The sequence below is a fragment of the Vibrio sp. genome, from assembly GCF_984391705.1.
In genome coordinates this window covers 1-14,816 of record NZ_CFHWOM010000016.1, presented here as the reverse complement: position 1 = coordinate 14,816, position 14,816 = coordinate 1, and the positions used below count along the sequence as shown (strand labels likewise).

Below are 14,816 nucleotides of genomic sequence, written 5' to 3'. Positions count from 1 at the left end.
AGAAAGCCCGCATTTAATGCGGGCTTTCGTCATTTTAGCGCCAGAAAACTTAATCGGGATTTAGTAAATTCCTAGTTGAACGCAACCTCGGCACTCCGCCATATTCAGAAAGCTCGCATTTATTGCGAGCTTTCGTCGTTTTAAGAATGTGGAGTTTTAGGCTCCCTCAGTTAGCATAACCTTAAGCAAGCATCCTTACTCTTTAGCATCAAAGCTGATTTACATTTTCTTGTTTACCCTGAACATAGCTGCCCAAATGAACAGAGAAGCGCTGCGCTTTGATCATCGCTATGAGCTCGCCGCCCAACTCTTTGGGGTAGAGCCTTCTCTCATCTAATTCAGCAATGGGAACCCATTCTACAGCTTGTATGTACTCTTCATCGTTAAGGCCTGTGAGATTATCAATATTCGGCGTACCTCGGTAACCAGTGATGTGATAAAAGAACTCTGCATGATAGCGCTTAGTGTGTGTCTCCAGAAACTCTCGAACACAAATCAACTCCCCCACCGTAACGTCGATACCAGCCTCTTCTTTGAATTCGCGCACCAAACACGCTTTGCTACTCCGATCTTCAGGCTCCATACCGCCACCAGGTGGAATCCAGTATTCTCCAGTAAAGTCTCTGACTTTAACCAATAAAACAGAGTCATCTTCAATCAATATCCCTGCCGAACGAATTCGATGTTCCATCCCTGTCTATCCTCTAATTACTAAACACCTCAAAGGCAGCATTAATCAGCTGCATGTGAATGGGCACAAGTTCATGATGATCGGAGCGGTAGCCTCCCCCAACGACACTGGCGATCGGTATTCCCAAATCTTTTGCCAATGCAAACATAAACTTATCTCTATCAAATATGGCTTTAGTTGAAATATCAAAGTAACCCAGCTCATCTGCGTGATGTATATCCACACCTGCATCGTATATAATCAAGTCTGGTTGATGAATCGCGACCGCCATCTCTACAACAGAAGTAAAAGCGTTCAAAAACTCATCATCACCTGTATTGCGCGCAAGTGCGACATCAAGATCAGAATCAGGCTTACGTGCGGGGAAATTTTTGTCGCAATGAAATGAGAGCGTCACAATATCATTTTCATCAGCACATAAGGTTGCCGTACCGTCACCGTGGTGAACGTCACTGTCGACAATCAGTACCTTTCCAATACCTTCTATAGCCAAGGCTCGTTTTGCCGCAAGTACCAAATCATTTATCAAACAAAAGCCACTACCAAAATCTCTATGAGCATGGTGATAACCGCCGCTAAGATGGATTGCCAGGCCGTGTTTGATACTTTGTTCGACTGTTTCACACGTACCACCAGCAGAAGTAAAAGTCCGAGTAATCAAAGTCTTGCTCCATGGGAAGCCTATGCGCCTCATTTTGTGAGCAGGCAAAGTACCTGAAGTGAGATGTTTAATGTATTCATGGCAATGGACTTGAGATACCTCGTTTTCACTTAGTGCTAATGGCTCCACGTAGCGAAAAGCACTTTCCCACTTTTCACATTGCCCCCTTCTATCTTCAATAGCCTCAAAAAGTAAACGGTACTTGTTTATCGGGTAGCGATGCCCTTCAGGAAGTGGTAACTGGGAGTAATTAGAGTGGTAGATGATCGGTATCATTCAAGAAAACGAGTTAGGAGTTGTGAGTGTATGTTAACAGCTTGACCAGATATTGAAAAATTGATTAAATGATAACAATTATCATTTAATCAATTTTACTCCGTGTACCGACAACTCTATTTTTTGTTAGGAATTATCTCTGGCACTGTTTCGGCACTATTGCTATTTATTGCCATGTTTGTAAGTGCTGGCCTGTTTGTTTCCCTTGTTATCGCATAACTGCAAACGAGAGACTCTCATCGGATTAGCTCGTCGCCAGTCAATCAATCCAGTCCATTTATCGATAATTTTTTGCTAGGCTGTCATTTTAGTAAGCGACATCGCAAGGTCTTCTCATGAAAACCGTATTAATCACAGGTGCCAACCGAGGCATCGGACTAAGTCTAGTTAAGCGCTACTTACACTCCGGCTGGCGAGTGCACGCCAGTTATCGTAGTAAGCACAATTCACAGGAGTTGCTTAACCTAAAGCATCACCAACTAGTGTGCCATGCGCTGGATGTAACAAACTATGCTGCTGTTTCAGAGTTAGCACAGCAACTTCCTGCTTTAGATCTGCTTATTAACAATGCGGGTTATTATGGTCCGAAAGGCTACGGGTTCGGCAACACAGACGTCGAGCAGTGGCGTAAAGTCTTCGAAATAAACACTATTGCACCGTTAAAGCTGGTCGAAGCGGTTTACCCGAACTTACTGCAAGGACAATACAAAAAAGTTGCCTGTTTATCTTCCAAGGTCGGCAGCATGACGGAAAACACATCTGGAGGCGGCTATATCTACCGTTCATCAAAAGCTGCCTTGAACTCTGTAGTAAAAAGCCTTAGCAATGATCTCTCACCTCAAGGTTTCACCGTCTTAGCTCTTCATCCAGGCTGGGTGCAAACAGAAATGGGTGGGCCAAATGCCCTTATCGATACAGAGACGTCTGCACGTGGCTTATACAACGTTATAGAGACAGCAGAAGCCTGTCAATCTGGACAATTCATAAACTATGACGGAAAGCCACTCCCTTGGTAACTAGCCCTCAACCATAAGCTTTACGATAAGTATCATTATAGACAAAACATTAGTTTATATTGATACTTATTGTTGAACTTGAGAATCGTAAGCTCGCTACACTAACTTCGAACTTAAGCGTAGGAGCAAAACCATGAAAACAACGACACTCAGTCTACTCACTCTTGCAGTACTTACTTCAACCACTGCACAAGCATTCAACATTAGCAGCAAAGATATCCAAGAAGGTCACCCGATGGCCAAAACCTTCGAATTTTCTGGCTGGGGCTGTGATGGGGATAATGTTTCACCTCAGTTGCAATGGGATAGCGTGCCTCAAGGTACACAAAGCTTTGCGATTACCGCGTATGACCCAGATGCCCCAACTGGAAGTGGCTTCTGGCATTGGGTTGCTACTGATATACCTGTCGGTGTTTCTGAGCTTCCAAGGGGAGCAAACATCAAAAAACTTGGTGGTCAGGAACATCGAATTGACTACGGTTTGGTGGGGTTCGGTGGCGCTTGCCCTCCAGAAAAAGATGGCATGCACCGCTATCAGTTTACCGTTTGGGCTCTTCCGAAAGCTAAGCTAGGGTTAGATGAAAACACACCGCCAGCAGTGATTGGTTTTACACTAAACAGCCTTGCTCTCGATAAAGCAACGCTGACAGCAGCTTATACTCGCTAAAATAAGGATTGGGGAATGAACTATCAGTACCAAGTAACCACATTTCGAGCTAAGCAACTGCAAAAGCTAAGAAATGTCACCATGCATTCCCCAGCCTTGATTCAAATACTGTCTGGGAGCAAGAGACTGTACTGGAAAGAAGATGCAGTCGCGCTTACTCACCAGTATTTTTTACTTTGCCCTGCATCCAGCTCTCTCAGTTTCGAAAATATGCCTGAGAAAGGGCCGTTTTTATCTCGGGTATTTAGCTTCCATCACCTGCCGACATTATCGATGATGCAGTTAAGTAGTGAGCATCAAGGTTCCCTGGATTCCCCACTCTTAAAGCATGACAAGGCGTTGATTTCTAGCTTAGACGCCCTAGCCTCTTTCGACCTAAGCAGCATGAGCAGTGATACACAGATATTATGGCTTATGCCGTTATACCAACAGCTAGCAGAAAAAGGGGTATTGCAGTTGCTCTTTCCTTCACAAGAAGCATCGTTAAGCCATAAGTTGAGTCGTTACCTTGCCCTTTCCCCTGGAGAAAATCATCCACTGGAAGAGGTGGCGGATAGGTTTGCGATGAGCAGAGCCACGCTGATTCGTAAACTTAAACAAGAAGGTTTACAGTATCGAGAACTACTGGCAGAAGTAAGACTTAACCATGCTCTTCACTTGATGCAATCCTCACCGTGGAGCACTCTCAACTTAGCCCAAATGTGTGGTTATCGATCCGAAGAACGCTTTAGTCAACGCTTTAAGAACAAGTTTGGTATTACGCCGAAAGAGTATATGAAAACCGTCACAGGTTAGGGCGTTTTAGCGCCCGACGATCCTTTTCTTCCCGCTGTTTTTCCTTTACCACTGTTTCTGCGTTTCCGCTTAAACGCAGGCCGTTCAACCTTAGGTAGATGACGCAGCGATTGTGGAATCTCGCCCGTTTTAACTTGAGACATCAAACCGTCAATACGGGTTTGCAGTGCCTGCATAAAAGGGCCATAGGCTTGATTTCGTTCGGCCATGCCCTGCAATTGGTGTTCCCAATGCGCAGTCATATCCGGATACGTCGATTCAGAAGGCAGCGCATGTACTAAGCCCCGCCCAGCAGAACTACTCAAAATAGATTTACCTTGACGAGTTAATAGTTGCCGCTTAAACAAAGTATCTAAGATGCCTGCACGTGTCGCTTCAGTGCCAAGACCATCGGTTTCTTTAAGGATTTTCTTCAACTCTTTATCTTCGACAAAACGAGCAATACCCGTCATCGCTTGCAGTAGCGTAGCTTCTGTAAAATGCTTAGGCGGCTCGGTTTTGCGATCTTTAATTTCCCCTTCACGACAAGTAAGGACACTTCCTTGCGCTAACGGTGGAACGGCATCCACACTCGCATCGTCATCATCTACTTTGCCCATCAGCTCTTTCCAACCCGCCGAAACAAGTTGGCGACCTTTGGCAACGAATGTACCACCCGCAATATCGAACACTAGTTTTGCTTCTACGTAGACAGCCGCGGGATAAAACTGCATTAAATATTGGCGGGCAATCTGCTGATAAATCTTCATTTCGTTGCCAGAAAGCGCGTTCACCGAAGCTTTTTTGGGCGTTGGGATGATGGCGTGGTGCGCATCCACTTTTTTGTCGTTCCACGCTTTTGACTTGATACTTAGGTTAGCGCCAGAAACGGCGCTCCCCAACTCTTTAGCATTATTACTAATAGCATCACAAACGCTATTTGCTTGCCCATAGTGTTCCATAGGCAAATAACGACAGTCCGAACGAGGGTAAGTAATCAGCTTATGTTTTTCATACAAAGACTGACAAGTATCTAATACTTGCTGTGCGCTCATCCCAAAACGCTTGGCCGCATCAATTTGCAGAGCCGACAGTGAATAAGGTAATGGTGCAGATTGCTTAGTTTGCTTTTGCTCCGACTCCACAACTTTAGCAGGCTGATTTGCTATACGCTGAGCAACATTCTCAACCAACTTACGGTTAAGAACTCTGCCCTCTTCATCCTGCCAAGGCTTACACGCTTCACTTGGTTTCCAACGCGCACGAATATCAAATGCACAGCCCTCTCCTTGATAAGGAATGAGTGCATGTAAGGTGAAATAATCACGAGGAACAAAGTTTTCGATCTCCTCGTCACGGCGCACAACTAAGCCCAATACTGGCGTTTGCACTCGCCCAACCGACAAAACACCTTGATAGCCCGCCTTTTGGCCAAGCAGGGTATAAGCACGCGACATGTTCATGCCATAGAGCCAATCCGCACGGGAGCGTGCCAAGGCCGAAACAGACAAAGGAATAAAATCACGATTACTGCGCATTTGGCTGAGCGCACGTTTAACCGCGGGTAAGTTTAAATCGCTGATAAGAAGTCGCTGGGTCGATTCTTTTTTGCTCTTACTCACTTTGCAATAGTCTAAGACTTCATCCACCAGCAGCTGCCCTTCTCTATCAGGGTCTCCCGCATGAATGATCTGATTGGACTCTTTTAGCAACTTACGCACAACCGTAAGCTGTTTGCTCGCAGACTTTCTTGGCCTCAGTTGCCATTGCTCAGGCACAATCGGTAAGTCGGCTAAGTTCCATTTTTTGTATCTATCGTCGTAGGCATCTGGTTCTACTTGTTCCAATAGATGTCCGATGCACCATGTCACTACATCCCCATTCCCACAGCGAATGAAGCCCTGATCATTTTTTTTAGGACCAGGCAAAGCAGCAGCGATCGCTCGTCCTAGGCTGGGTTTTTCGGCGATAAAGAGACGGGACATAAAATAGGGTCTGTTGGCCTTTTGCGGTTAAGTTTTGTTCGAGGAAAAAGCGTTTTAATCGCAGCGAGAGGTTTGCCGCCTAGTCACTCTAAGCAAAACACCTCTCAACAAAGAGTAAAACGCTTTTAGCCGAACCCTTCGGGCAGCGTTTGTGGCTCCTTTCTACTGCGTTATCGGCTTATCAGGTAGGGCAACTACATTTCAAAGCCTCTGCCTTGTATAAAGAACCCACAAACTGCTGCAAAAATCAGCTCAAAAGGTCAACAGACCCTAGAGTCAGATAGATACAATAAGGGCCACATTTTGATAATGTGGCCCTTATAAATCAAGAAAAACTGTAAATTTACACAGTATTTAGTGCATTAGAGAAGCAAATTAAGCTTCTTCACCGCCTTCTGTGCGAGCAGCCGCTTCTTTGATTAGAGGCTGAAGTTCACCTTTTTGGAACATCTCAATGATGATGTCACAACCGCCGATCAGCTCACCTTCAACCCAAAGTTGAGGGAAAGTTGGCCACTGTGCGTACGCTGGTAGCTCAGCACGGATATCAGGGTTTTGTAGGATATCTACGTAAGCGAATTTCTCACCACATGCCATCAGAGCTTGCGCCGCTTGAGAAGAGAAACCGCAGCTAGGTAGCTTAGGTGAACCTTTCATGTATAGAAGGATCGTGTTTTCTGCGATTTGCTGTTTGATTTTGTCGATTGTTTCCATTGCTTCCTCTTAATGGAGTTACTGCAAGTTATCCGGATATTCTAAACCATTGGTGAAGAATAAAAAGCCTATTCTACATGGGGTTTTAGACCATAATGAAATTTCATATAGAAATTGCCTAGCTAAGCTTTTAATAAAGCAAAAAATTGCTAAACTAGAGCGCAAGTCAGCACAATGACCGTGATCTATTTTTCTAAAGATCATGAATAACAAATAACATTGGAAGCAATCGAAAGAGTCTCACTCTTTCATATAAACGGAGAATCGAGCAATGGCATTTGAACTACCAGCTCTTCCTTACGCAAAAGACGCACTAGAACCACACATCTCAGCTGAGACTCTAGATTTCCACCACGGTAAGCACCACAACACATACGTTGTTAAGCTAAACGGTCTTATCCCTGGTACTGAGTTCGAAGGCAAAACACTAGAAGAGATCATCAAGACTTCTACTGGTGGCGTATTCAACAACGCAGCTCAGATCTGGAACCACACGTTCTACTGGCACTGTCTAGCTCCAAACGCAGGCGGTGAGCCAACAGGCGCAGTAGCAGACGCAATCAACGCTGCATTTGGTTCTTTTGAAGAGTTCAAAGCGAAGTTCACTGATTCTGCAATCAACAACTTTGGTTCTTCTTGGACTTGGCTAGTGAAGAAAGCTGACGGCTCTCTAGAGATCGTTAACACTTCTAACGCAGCAACACCTCTAACAGAAGAAGGTACTACTCCACTTCTAACTGTTGACCTTTGGGAACATGCTTACTACATCGACTTCCGTAACGTTCGTCCAGACTACATGAATGCATTCTGGGCACTAGTTAACTGGGAATTCGTTGCAGCGAACCTAGCAAAATAATCCCTCCCCTAGGGTTTTAAATTTAGTCGCTTAAAAAGCCAGCACTTAGCTGGCTTTTTTCTTTTCTGCTCAATATTTTCTCTAAAGTTTCAGCGTGTTTCGTCGCTATAAAAGCATCGAACGAGGGCACGTATGCAGATCCATACTTTAGACAAAGCGAATATTATCAACGAACTTCAGTTCGGCAGTGGAATCAGCCATGCCGTACACGAAGGACGCCGTGCTGATTTCGCGTTAATACTGTCAATGTTCTCAGAGGATGTTCGTGATAACACACCAGTGGAAAAAGTCGAACAGCCAGAATCTAGCGAACAGATTCTTCGTCAACGTTTCGAACTTCCAGAACCACAATCCCTGCGTTCAGACCAAAGCTCATACGATATTTCAGCAACTCAAGCGAATTTATTCCATAGCAGCGGATTACCAAGTGCGAAGCTGAGCCACTACCTGAAACCAGATGCACTGACCTATCTTCCAGAAGAAACCTACGATCTACCAGAAGAGGTTTACCACAATCTTTCTGGCCATCAACGTCGTCAATTAGGTGAAAAAGAGCCGAAGCAGCTTATGCCTGCCGATTTATACAATCAGCTTATCGCTGCCCAGCGCAGTTTCCAAATTTCTGCACAAGCATAGTGCGCACCTTTTTCTATTAAGATCACAAACTTGCTGTCTCAGTTTTCGTACTGATTCAGTAACCACCCCCTTTAATGTGAAAGACCGCAAAGAAACAAGTTTTACTGTGTTGAGTAGTGTATTAATTTGAGCTCATTCACAACTTAGTAACAGTTAATCAACCATGCTATGTGGACAAATCTCATTGATTGGTTTCGGGGGAAATGCCAATGAATATAAATAGCTCTGTTGTGTTAGTCACCTCTGCTGGCTCTCAGCTTGGTAGCACCATGGCTTGCCATTTTGCATCACTAGGAGCAACGGTGATCCTGTGCGATAAGGAAACGCCCCAGCTAGCCGAAGCATATCGACTGTGTAGCGATATTTCGCAAAACATCTACCAATTTCCAATTCCCGACCATTCGGTAAATTCAACCCAAGCCCTATTCGATTTTATTGATCAGCAAATACATCGCTCCCCAGATGTACTGATCAATGCGATCACCGTGCAAGCCATGCCAAATATTTTTGATCAATCCGCTAGTGATGTATTCACTCAAAGACTCTCTTTAATGGCAGCGACTTTGTTCACGTTTGGCCAAGCCACAGCCGAAAGAATGAGAGAAGAGAAGAAAAATGGTGTCATCGTCAATGTCATCGCGCATAACGATTATCAAGATTTATCCGGGTTGGATAACGCAACGTCTATGGTCGCCGGTTTTACCCAAAGTTGGGCGAAACAACTTACGCCATTTAATATTCGAGTAGGCGGAGTGGTGCCTGGTGTTGAGCATGACTCGATGCATTGGGCAGAAATCCAAGATGAACTGATCCGTAACACCGAGTACATTGTTTCTAACGATTACTTCAGCGGCCGAGTCATGGCAGCTTAACGCTTTTCAAGCATATCCAGGATGCTATCACTGGCATCCTCTATCAAATCCAGTACCAGTTCAAAGCCTTGATCGCCACCATAGTAAGGGTCTGGGATTTCGTCATAATTTGAGCTTGAGTAGCTTAAAAATAGCTTGAGTTTATGCTGCAAATGCTTAGGGCATTGAGCGCTAAGATCATCTAAATTTGCGTTATCTGCTGCTAAAATAAGATCAAAGTCTTCGAAATCAGAAGGTATCACCTTTCTCGAACGAATCCCTTTAAACGAATAACCGCGCTTCTCACCGGCCGATTTTGAACGAGAATCCGGTGGATTACCTTGGTGATAACCAATGGTACCTGCAGAGTCAATTTCGACGTCAAGACCACGTTCGTTTGATTTCGCGCGAAGTATTGCTTCGCCAGTAGGTGAACGGCATATGTTGCCCATACACACGACCAAAATTTTCTTTGCCATTTTCTCTCTCTACCTAGCCACCTTTGTCCATAAAATTCAAAGGTGTTTGCCTGTGTTATGTTGCGCTATCATAGCCATAGAATTATGAAATAAAAAAGGATTTACCATGACCTCTGAAAGCAACAAAGAAGCCCGTCACAAAGCCAGACAGCAAAAAGTGAAAGAGGAAGTCGATGCGAAAGTCGCCGCAGCTCAAGAAGAAAAGGGCTTACTGCTTGTAATTACAGGTAATGGCAAAGGTAAATCAACATCTGGGTTTGGTACTGTAGCCCGGGCAGTTGGCCATGGGCTCAAATGTTCTGTTGCGCAGTTTATCAAAGGTACTTGGGATAATGGTGAGCGCAACCTTTTGGAAAAGCTCGGTGTTGAGTTTCAAGTAATGGCAACTGGATTTACCTGGGAAACTCAAAACAAAACTGCAGACACTGAAGCTGCGCAAATCGTGTGGCAAGAGTGTAAACGCATGCTCCAAGATGAATCTATCGATGTCGTTCTTTTCGATGAGTTAACCTATATGGTGAGCTATGGCTATATTGAATTAGATGAAGTTGTCGAGGCATTGAACAAGCGTCCTAAAATGCAATCAGTGGTCATCACAGGCCGCGCGGCGCATCGCACACTAATTGAAATGGCTGATACCGTCTCAGAAGTTAAGAACGTTAAACACGCGTTCGAGTCCGGTGTAAAAGCACTGAAAGGGGTCGATTGGTAACCTAGTTAAGCCCATAAAAAATGGCGCTATGAATAGCGCCATTTGTGTTACCAATAAAGATCCCTAGTTAAACAACCCTTTGATCAAGCTATTTACTGCCTCTTTAGTTTTCTCATCTTTAATCTTATCAGTCAGCTTTTCAACGCCGCGGTCAATTTCTTTTTCCGCTTTCTGCTTCAATACATCATCAAAGACCAATTTGTACTTTGGCTTAGACCACTTACCTGAAATATTGATTGGTATCGTGATATCTCTTAAATCGTCGATATCTTTACCACCCTGCCCCTCTAACGTGCCTACAATCGAAGTACTAACCGTGAAATCGACGGTCTGCTTGATGTAGTTTGCATCCCCTTTGCCTCGAATTCGTAGCAGTGGTGATTGCATCGCTAAATCGTTAGTGGACACATTGCCTTTATTCAGTTTTAAGGTCGCTTTCATTGAACTGAAGTCAGTTTTTTGTACCCCTTCAGTATCATCGAATTTTTCACCTTTGATTTTCGCGTAATTCTCACGAATCAATTGGGCAACGTTAATTCCGTTCACCGCGCCGTCAGCAAAGTCAATCACAACAGTGCCCATAAGGTTACTTTGAATTCCGCTAGGTGTGAGGCTTTTACCACTTAGGTCAACGTTAATATTACCTGTGCCTTCTAGCATGTCGTTGTCAGCAACATCTTTAAGCAAAGGCTGTACGTGTACATTTTGAATGCGTTTGTGGACGGTGTAGGTCGCTGGAGTTTTGCGGCCATCTAATTTCGCTTTTGCAGAAATAGAGCCTTGGTACAAGTTAGAGCTAAATGACGTGAGCTCCATGATACCGCGATTCACATAAAAACCCGCTTTCACACTCTGCATGTGGGCGTTACTTGCTTTGAACTTATCAATGGTGATATCACCTTTAACATCCAAAGTTTTTAACGCCGTCAAATCAGGTTCAACTTCTTTCGTTGGAGAGGAAGGTTGTGTTTCACCTGCACTTTGTTGTGATTTTTGATTGGTATCCTGCGACGCTTGGTTTAATCCAAGGAACTCATCGAGATCAATATTTGGACTATGCAAAGCGAAACGCACTTTAGGTATCTCAGATAACGTCACGTCAGCTTTACCATCAAACGCCAATGCATTTGCTGTTAGTGACTCAAGAACAAAGGCTAAGTGGCTCTTATTTAAATCAAACGTTAAGTCTGAAGCCATATCAACTTTCATCGGAGACTGAGGTAAAGTCTCACCCTCAAAGCTCGCATCGAGTGTCATCTTATTCATCACTACTTTGCTGATCGCTTTATCGACCATCAAAGTCGCGGCACCCTTCATATCAATCTTTAAGTCCGCCGCCTTACCTTTTACGCTGTAGGTCAGTGCATTGGCTTTGTCGAACTCAAACGTATCCAATGAGAGTTTGATGCTCTCCATGCTCGTCGTCGGATCACTAAAACGACTATCTAGCTCAATGTTACGCAGAGCATACTGAACAAAACCTTTAGCAAGCTGAAATTCCGCATGACCATTCGCCGCGAATTTCTGCTGATTAGTTTCACCCTTCACACCAAAATCCGCTTCAACCCATTTATCGAAAGCGAACTCAGATAAGTTCAGGTTTACATCGTAAAGCTTGGTGAAACTACCGGCCTGTAAGTCTTGAATCTCTACGCCAGCGTTAGACAACGTCACACCAGCTAATTGAATTGACCAATCTGAAGCCGAAGAAGACGTTTGAGTTGTTTCAGATTCTGTCGACGTAGATTCCTGCGCTGAAGGCGTTGGTTCATCTGCCTGAGCAGACTGCGCTTGAGTTAACGCATCAACGTTTCTTCGTCCATCCTTTAGAGTTTCAATAGAAACTTGCGCACCATCGAGCACAATATTGCCAATCTCTAGCTGCTTACTAAACAATGGCGTGACCGATACATCGATCATGACACTATCAACTTTGAACATATTGAGCTTGCTAAAACCCTGCGGGTTGCGAAGCTCAGTTTGACCGAGTTCAAAGCCAATTGAAGGGAAAAATTGCCAACTAATATCCCCATCGATAACAAGCTCTAAGCCCGTCTGTGCTTTCGCTTGTTCGACAATCATTGGCTTAAATTGGTTTGGGTTAACCAATAGTACTAGAGCTAATAGAGCACCTAAGATCGCAATGACAGGAATGGCTATAATAAGGAACAGTTTCTTCATTAGCATTATCCTTGCTGTGTGAACTGACGCTCACTGTAAATGACGCCAGCCCCAAGTATAAATGATCACTCAGATTTACTAAGGACCATAAAAAGAAAGTGGCACCTAAAGTGCCACTTCTCTCATAAAAAATAAAGTCTTACAGCTTGTTAATAGCTTAAGCTTTCAGAAGTTTTGCAATATGAGCTTTCAGCACATCGATCGCGATACGGTTTTTACCACCACGAGGAACAATAATGTCTGCGTATTGTTTTGATGGTTCAATAAACTGCATAAACATTGGACGTACTGTTTCTTGGTACTGTTTAAGAACAGAGTCCATTGTACGACCACGCTCTTCAACATCGCGTTTCACACGGCGAAGTAAACAAATATCTAGCGGAGTATCCATAAATACCGTTGCGTGCATAAGGTCACGCAGGCGAGGATCAGTCAGAAGTAGGATACCTTCAAGAATGATCACCTTCTTTGGCGTCATTGTTGTTGTATTGTCCGTACGAGTATGTTCCGTGTAGCTGTATTCAGGCACTTCAACCGCTTCACCTTTAACCAGCTTCTCTAGGTGCTCACACAGTAAATCATGATCAAGTGCGCTCGGGTGGTCATAGTTTGTTTTAACGCGCTCTTCCATGCTCAGATGGCTCTGATCGTTGTAGTAGCAATCTTCCGTAATCACACCAATTTGATGATCGCCTACTTTCTCACGTAATTCGTTATAGATAGTGCTCGCGATTAAACTTTTTCCAGAAGCAGACGCGCCAGCAATACCGACGATGACGCATTGATTATTATCAGACATTATTCTTGCACCCGATGAATGTTGATTGGTGTCATATGCTAATACTAGCAGTGCCCACTGGTATGAGCTCTGTGTATTAGGACAATTTTAGGTAAACCGCCTGATTATAGGGAGTTCAGACTGCAGTTGCCAGTCGTGATTGGCGTCAATTTAGGAATTGGAATAAAAGAACCAAACGCAAACGATTACAAGGAATAAGAAGAAAAATGGGCGCTTAAAAAGCACCCATTTTGAATCATTGTTTAGACTTATTCGACCATAGTAAACAAGATCGAATCAGGTTTTGCTTTACCCTGCCAGTATAATCGCGCGCAAACAGACTCAGCTAAATCTATGTAACGCTTCGTATGTTCCGATTCAGGGCGTGCCACGACTGTTGGGCAACCATTATCAATGTCTTCTCTTACATTGATGTGCAAAGGCACTTGCACGAGTAAATCTAAACCATACTCTTGAGACATCTTCTGCGCACCGCCAGCACCAAAGATATGTTCCTTTTCACCGCAATGGCTACAGATGTGATAACTCATATTCTCAACCAAACCAATGACAGGTACGTCAACCTTGTTGAACATGGCAGCACCTTTGCGCGCATCCGCCAAAGCCAAGTCTTGAGGAGTGGTAACAATAACAGCTCCTGTCACTGGCACCTGCTGGGCAAGAGTGAGTTGTATATCCCCAGTGCCCGGTGGCATATCGATCACTAAATAATCCAAATCTGGCCATTCAGTTTCGTTGAGCAACTGAGCAAGTGCTTTCGCAGCCATAGGACCTCGCCAAATAGCCGCTTCATCTTTCGATACGAGATAGCCGATAGAATGCGTGTAGATACCATGACACGAGATAGGCTGCATCCATTTGTTGTCGCGAACTTCCGGCTGAGCATGTTGCTGTCCTAACATCATAGGAACAGAAGGGCCGTAGATATCCGCGTCAAGTAAGCCGACTTTAGCCCCCGATTTGGCAATCGCTAACGCCAAGTTCACAGAAGTGGTCGACTTGCCCACCCCACCTTTCGCCGATGTAACAGCAATGATGTTCTTCACGCCTTTGACTTGCGCTGAAACATTGGTTTCTAACGACTTCGGTTCAACCTTAATCTCACAGTTGAACGAAGCGACCTCGCCTTCTGCTTGCTGGGCTGATACCCAACTCGCGAGTGACTCCACCAATGCATTGGCAGCAAAGGGCAAACAAACAATAAAACCATCGGCTTTTACCGTAACAATACCTGGGGTTGATGCCCATTCAGGTGCAAGGCTTGAGTGTTCAAATTGGTTTAACCAATCACAAAAATCTTGTTTTGAAGTGAACTGACGCATAGGTCCTCCTTATGCATCTAATCGTAACACTCCACCAGCCGATACTGAACCCTGAAAAAACTAGGGTATTCCAGTCGTTGATGCCTTGGAGTCACTAGCTTGATGAGGTAGTATTACTCTCTATTTTTTATACATCATTAGAAGCGATTATTAAGTATGGCAAACGATCCAAGAAAACTGCTGGTAACTTGTGCCC

Annotated in this window: 15 protein-coding genes; 7 read left to right on the top strand and 8 right to left on the bottom strand. The window is 44.3% G+C overall.

Annotated features, from left to right (window positions below; translation table 11 throughout):
• Positions 1-208: 208 nt before the first annotated feature.
• Together AC4MRV_RS11005 and AC4MRV_RS11000 are read right to left on the bottom strand one after the other, a co-directional pair.
• Entirely contained in the window at positions 209-691 is a 483-nt protein-coding gene (locus AC4MRV_RS11005; protein WP_491187393.1) for an NUDIX domain-containing protein, read from the bottom strand.
• Between the two features lie 13 nt (positions 692-704).
• Positions 705-1,628 (bottom strand): histone deacetylase family protein, encoded by a 924-nt coding sequence (locus tag AC4MRV_RS11000; protein WP_491187392.1) that lies wholly within the window; start codon positions 1,626-1,628, stop codon positions 705-707.
• 335 nt (positions 1,629-1,963) lie between these two features.
• Between AC4MRV_RS11000 and AC4MRV_RS10995 the strand changes: the two genes are divergently transcribed.
• The 3 genes from AC4MRV_RS10995 (at position 1,964) to AC4MRV_RS10985 (ending at position 4,106) form a co-directional block, all read left to right on the top strand.
• Positions 1,964-2,644 (top strand): SDR family oxidoreductase, encoded by a 681-nt coding sequence (locus AC4MRV_RS10995; protein ID WP_491187391.1) that lies wholly within the window; start codon positions 1,964-1,966, stop codon positions 2,642-2,644.
• Between the two features lie 133 nt (positions 2,645-2,777).
• Entirely contained in the window at positions 2,778-3,311 is a 534-nt protein-coding gene (locus AC4MRV_RS10990) for a YbhB/YbcL family Raf kinase inhibitor-like protein (RefSeq protein WP_491187390.1), read from the top strand.
• A gap of 15 nt (positions 3,312-3,326) precedes the next feature.
• A complete protein-coding gene (locus AC4MRV_RS10985; RefSeq protein ID WP_491187389.1) occupies positions 3,327-4,106 on the top strand; it encodes a helix-turn-helix transcriptional regulator in 780 nt (259 codons plus the stop codon).
• Here the strand turns inward: AC4MRV_RS10985 and AC4MRV_RS10980 are convergent.
• Both AC4MRV_RS10980 and AC4MRV_RS10975 read right to left on the bottom strand, forming a co-directional pair.
• Positions 4,103-6,070, bottom strand: coding sequence for a DNA topoisomerase III (locus AC4MRV_RS10980; RefSeq protein ID WP_491187388.1), 1,968 nt, complete (start codon positions 6,068-6,070; stop codon positions 4,103-4,105). The two genes, AC4MRV_RS10985 and AC4MRV_RS10980, sit on opposite strands and share 4 nt — an antisense overlap.
• A 375-nt stretch (positions 6,071-6,445) precedes the next feature.
• Positions 6,446-6,784, bottom strand: a complete 339-nt coding sequence (locus AC4MRV_RS10975; protein WP_491187387.1) for a Grx4 family monothiol glutaredoxin — start codon at positions 6,782-6,784, stop codon at positions 6,446-6,448.
• 271 nt (positions 6,785-7,055) lie between these two features.
• Here AC4MRV_RS10975 and sodB point away from each other — a divergent pair, with 271 nt between their 5' ends.
• The 3 genes from sodB to AC4MRV_RS10960 all read left to right on the top strand — a co-directional run bounded on the left by sodB (position 7,056) and on the right by AC4MRV_RS10960 (position 9,148).
• Positions 7,056-7,640: a superoxide dismutase [Fe] gene (gene sodB / locus AC4MRV_RS10970; protein WP_491187386.1), complete on the top strand. Its 585-nt coding sequence runs from the start codon at positions 7,056-7,058 to the stop codon at positions 7,638-7,640.
• Between the two features lie 132 nt (positions 7,641-7,772).
• Entirely contained in the window at positions 7,773-8,276 is a 504-nt protein-coding gene (locus tag AC4MRV_RS10965; protein ID WP_491187385.1) for a VC2046/SO_2500 family protein, read from the top strand.
• A gap of 209 nt (positions 8,277-8,485) precedes the next feature.
• Positions 8,486-9,148 (top strand): SDR family oxidoreductase, encoded by a 663-nt coding sequence (locus AC4MRV_RS10960; RefSeq protein WP_491187384.1) that lies wholly within the window; start codon positions 8,486-8,488, stop codon positions 9,146-9,148.
• On the opposite strand, the gene AC4MRV_RS10955 is transcribed toward AC4MRV_RS10960, so the two are convergent.
• The gene (locus AC4MRV_RS10955; protein WP_491187383.1) at positions 9,145-9,606 is read right to left on the bottom strand and encodes a low molecular weight protein-tyrosine-phosphatase; all 462 of its coding nucleotides are present in this window, start codon (positions 9,604-9,606) and stop codon (positions 9,145-9,147) included. The two genes, AC4MRV_RS10960 and AC4MRV_RS10955, sit on opposite strands and share 4 nt — an antisense overlap.
• Positions 9,607-9,712: 106 nt before the next feature.
• Here AC4MRV_RS10955 and cobO point away from each other — a divergent pair, with 106 nt between their 5' ends.
• A complete protein-coding gene (gene cobO, locus AC4MRV_RS10950) occupies positions 9,713-10,318 on the top strand; it encodes a cob(I)yrinic acid a,c-diamide adenosyltransferase (RefSeq protein WP_491187382.1) in 606 nt (201 codons plus the stop codon).
• Between the two features lie 63 nt (positions 10,319-10,381).
• Here cobO and AC4MRV_RS10945 read toward each other — a convergent pair whose 3' ends face one another.
• The 3 genes from AC4MRV_RS10945 to apbC all read right to left on the bottom strand — a co-directional run bounded on the left by AC4MRV_RS10945 (position 10,382) and on the right by apbC (position 14,620).
• The gene (locus AC4MRV_RS10945) at positions 10,382-12,499 is read right to left on the bottom strand and encodes an AsmA family protein (RefSeq protein ID WP_491187381.1); all 2,118 of its coding nucleotides are present in this window, start codon (positions 12,497-12,499) and stop codon (positions 10,382-10,384) included.
• Between the two features lie 157 nt (positions 12,500-12,656).
• The gene (udk, locus tag AC4MRV_RS10940) at positions 12,657-13,298 is read right to left on the bottom strand and encodes a uridine kinase (protein ID WP_491187380.1); all 642 of its coding nucleotides are present in this window, start codon (positions 13,296-13,298) and stop codon (positions 12,657-12,659) included.
• A gap of 248 nt (positions 13,299-13,546) precedes the next feature.
• Positions 13,547-14,620 carry an iron-sulfur cluster carrier protein ApbC gene (gene apbC, locus AC4MRV_RS10935; RefSeq protein WP_491187379.1) on the bottom strand — a complete coding sequence of 358 codons (1,074 nt, stop codon included), beginning with the start codon at positions 14,618-14,620 and terminating at the stop codon, positions 13,547-13,549.
• Positions 14,621-14,816: the final 196 nt, after the last annotated feature.

Coding starts and splice junctions, on each gene's coding strand:
- AC4MRV_RS11005 (WP_491187393.1), bottom strand. CDS start 691: ATGGAACATCGAATTCGTTCGGCAGGGATATTGATTGAAGATGACTCT.
- AC4MRV_RS11000 (WP_491187392.1), bottom strand. CDS start 1,628: ATGATACCGATCATCTACCACTCTAATTACTCCCAGTTACCACTTCCT.
- AC4MRV_RS10995 (WP_491187391.1), top strand. CDS start 1,964: ATGAAAACCGTATTAATCACAGGTGCCAACCGAGGCATCGGACTAAGT.
- AC4MRV_RS10990 (WP_491187390.1), top strand. CDS start 2,778: ATGAAAACAACGACACTCAGTCTACTCACTCTTGCAGTACTTACTTCA.
- AC4MRV_RS10985 (WP_491187389.1), top strand. CDS start 3,327: ATGAACTATCAGTACCAAGTAACCACATTTCGAGCTAAGCAACTGCAA.
- AC4MRV_RS10980 (WP_491187388.1), bottom strand. CDS start 6,070: ATGTCCCGTCTCTTTATCGCCGAAAAACCCAGCCTAGGACGAGCGATC.
- AC4MRV_RS10975 (WP_491187387.1), bottom strand. CDS start 6,784: ATGGAAACAATCGACAAAATCAAACAGCAAATCGCAGAAAACACGATC.
- sodB (WP_491187386.1), top strand. CDS start 7,056: ATGGCATTTGAACTACCAGCTCTTCCTTACGCAAAAGACGCACTAGAA.
- AC4MRV_RS10965 (WP_491187385.1), top strand. CDS start 7,773: ATGCAGATCCATACTTTAGACAAAGCGAATATTATCAACGAACTTCAG.
- AC4MRV_RS10960 (WP_491187384.1), top strand. CDS start 8,486: ATGAATATAAATAGCTCTGTTGTGTTAGTCACCTCTGCTGGCTCTCAG.
- AC4MRV_RS10955 (WP_491187383.1), bottom strand. CDS start 9,606: ATGGCAAAGAAAATTTTGGTCGTGTGTATGGGCAACATATGCCGTTCA.
- cobO (WP_491187382.1), top strand. CDS start 9,713: ATGACCTCTGAAAGCAACAAAGAAGCCCGTCACAAAGCCAGACAGCAA.
- AC4MRV_RS10945 (WP_491187381.1), bottom strand. CDS start 12,499: ATGAAGAAACTGTTCCTTATTATAGCCATTCCTGTCATTGCGATCTTA.
- udk (WP_491187380.1), bottom strand. CDS start 13,298: ATGTCTGATAATAATCAATGCGTCATCGTCGGTATTGCTGGCGCGTCT.
- apbC (WP_491187379.1), bottom strand. CDS start 14,620: ATGCGTCAGTTCACTTCAAAACAAGATTTTTGTGATTGGTTAAACCAA.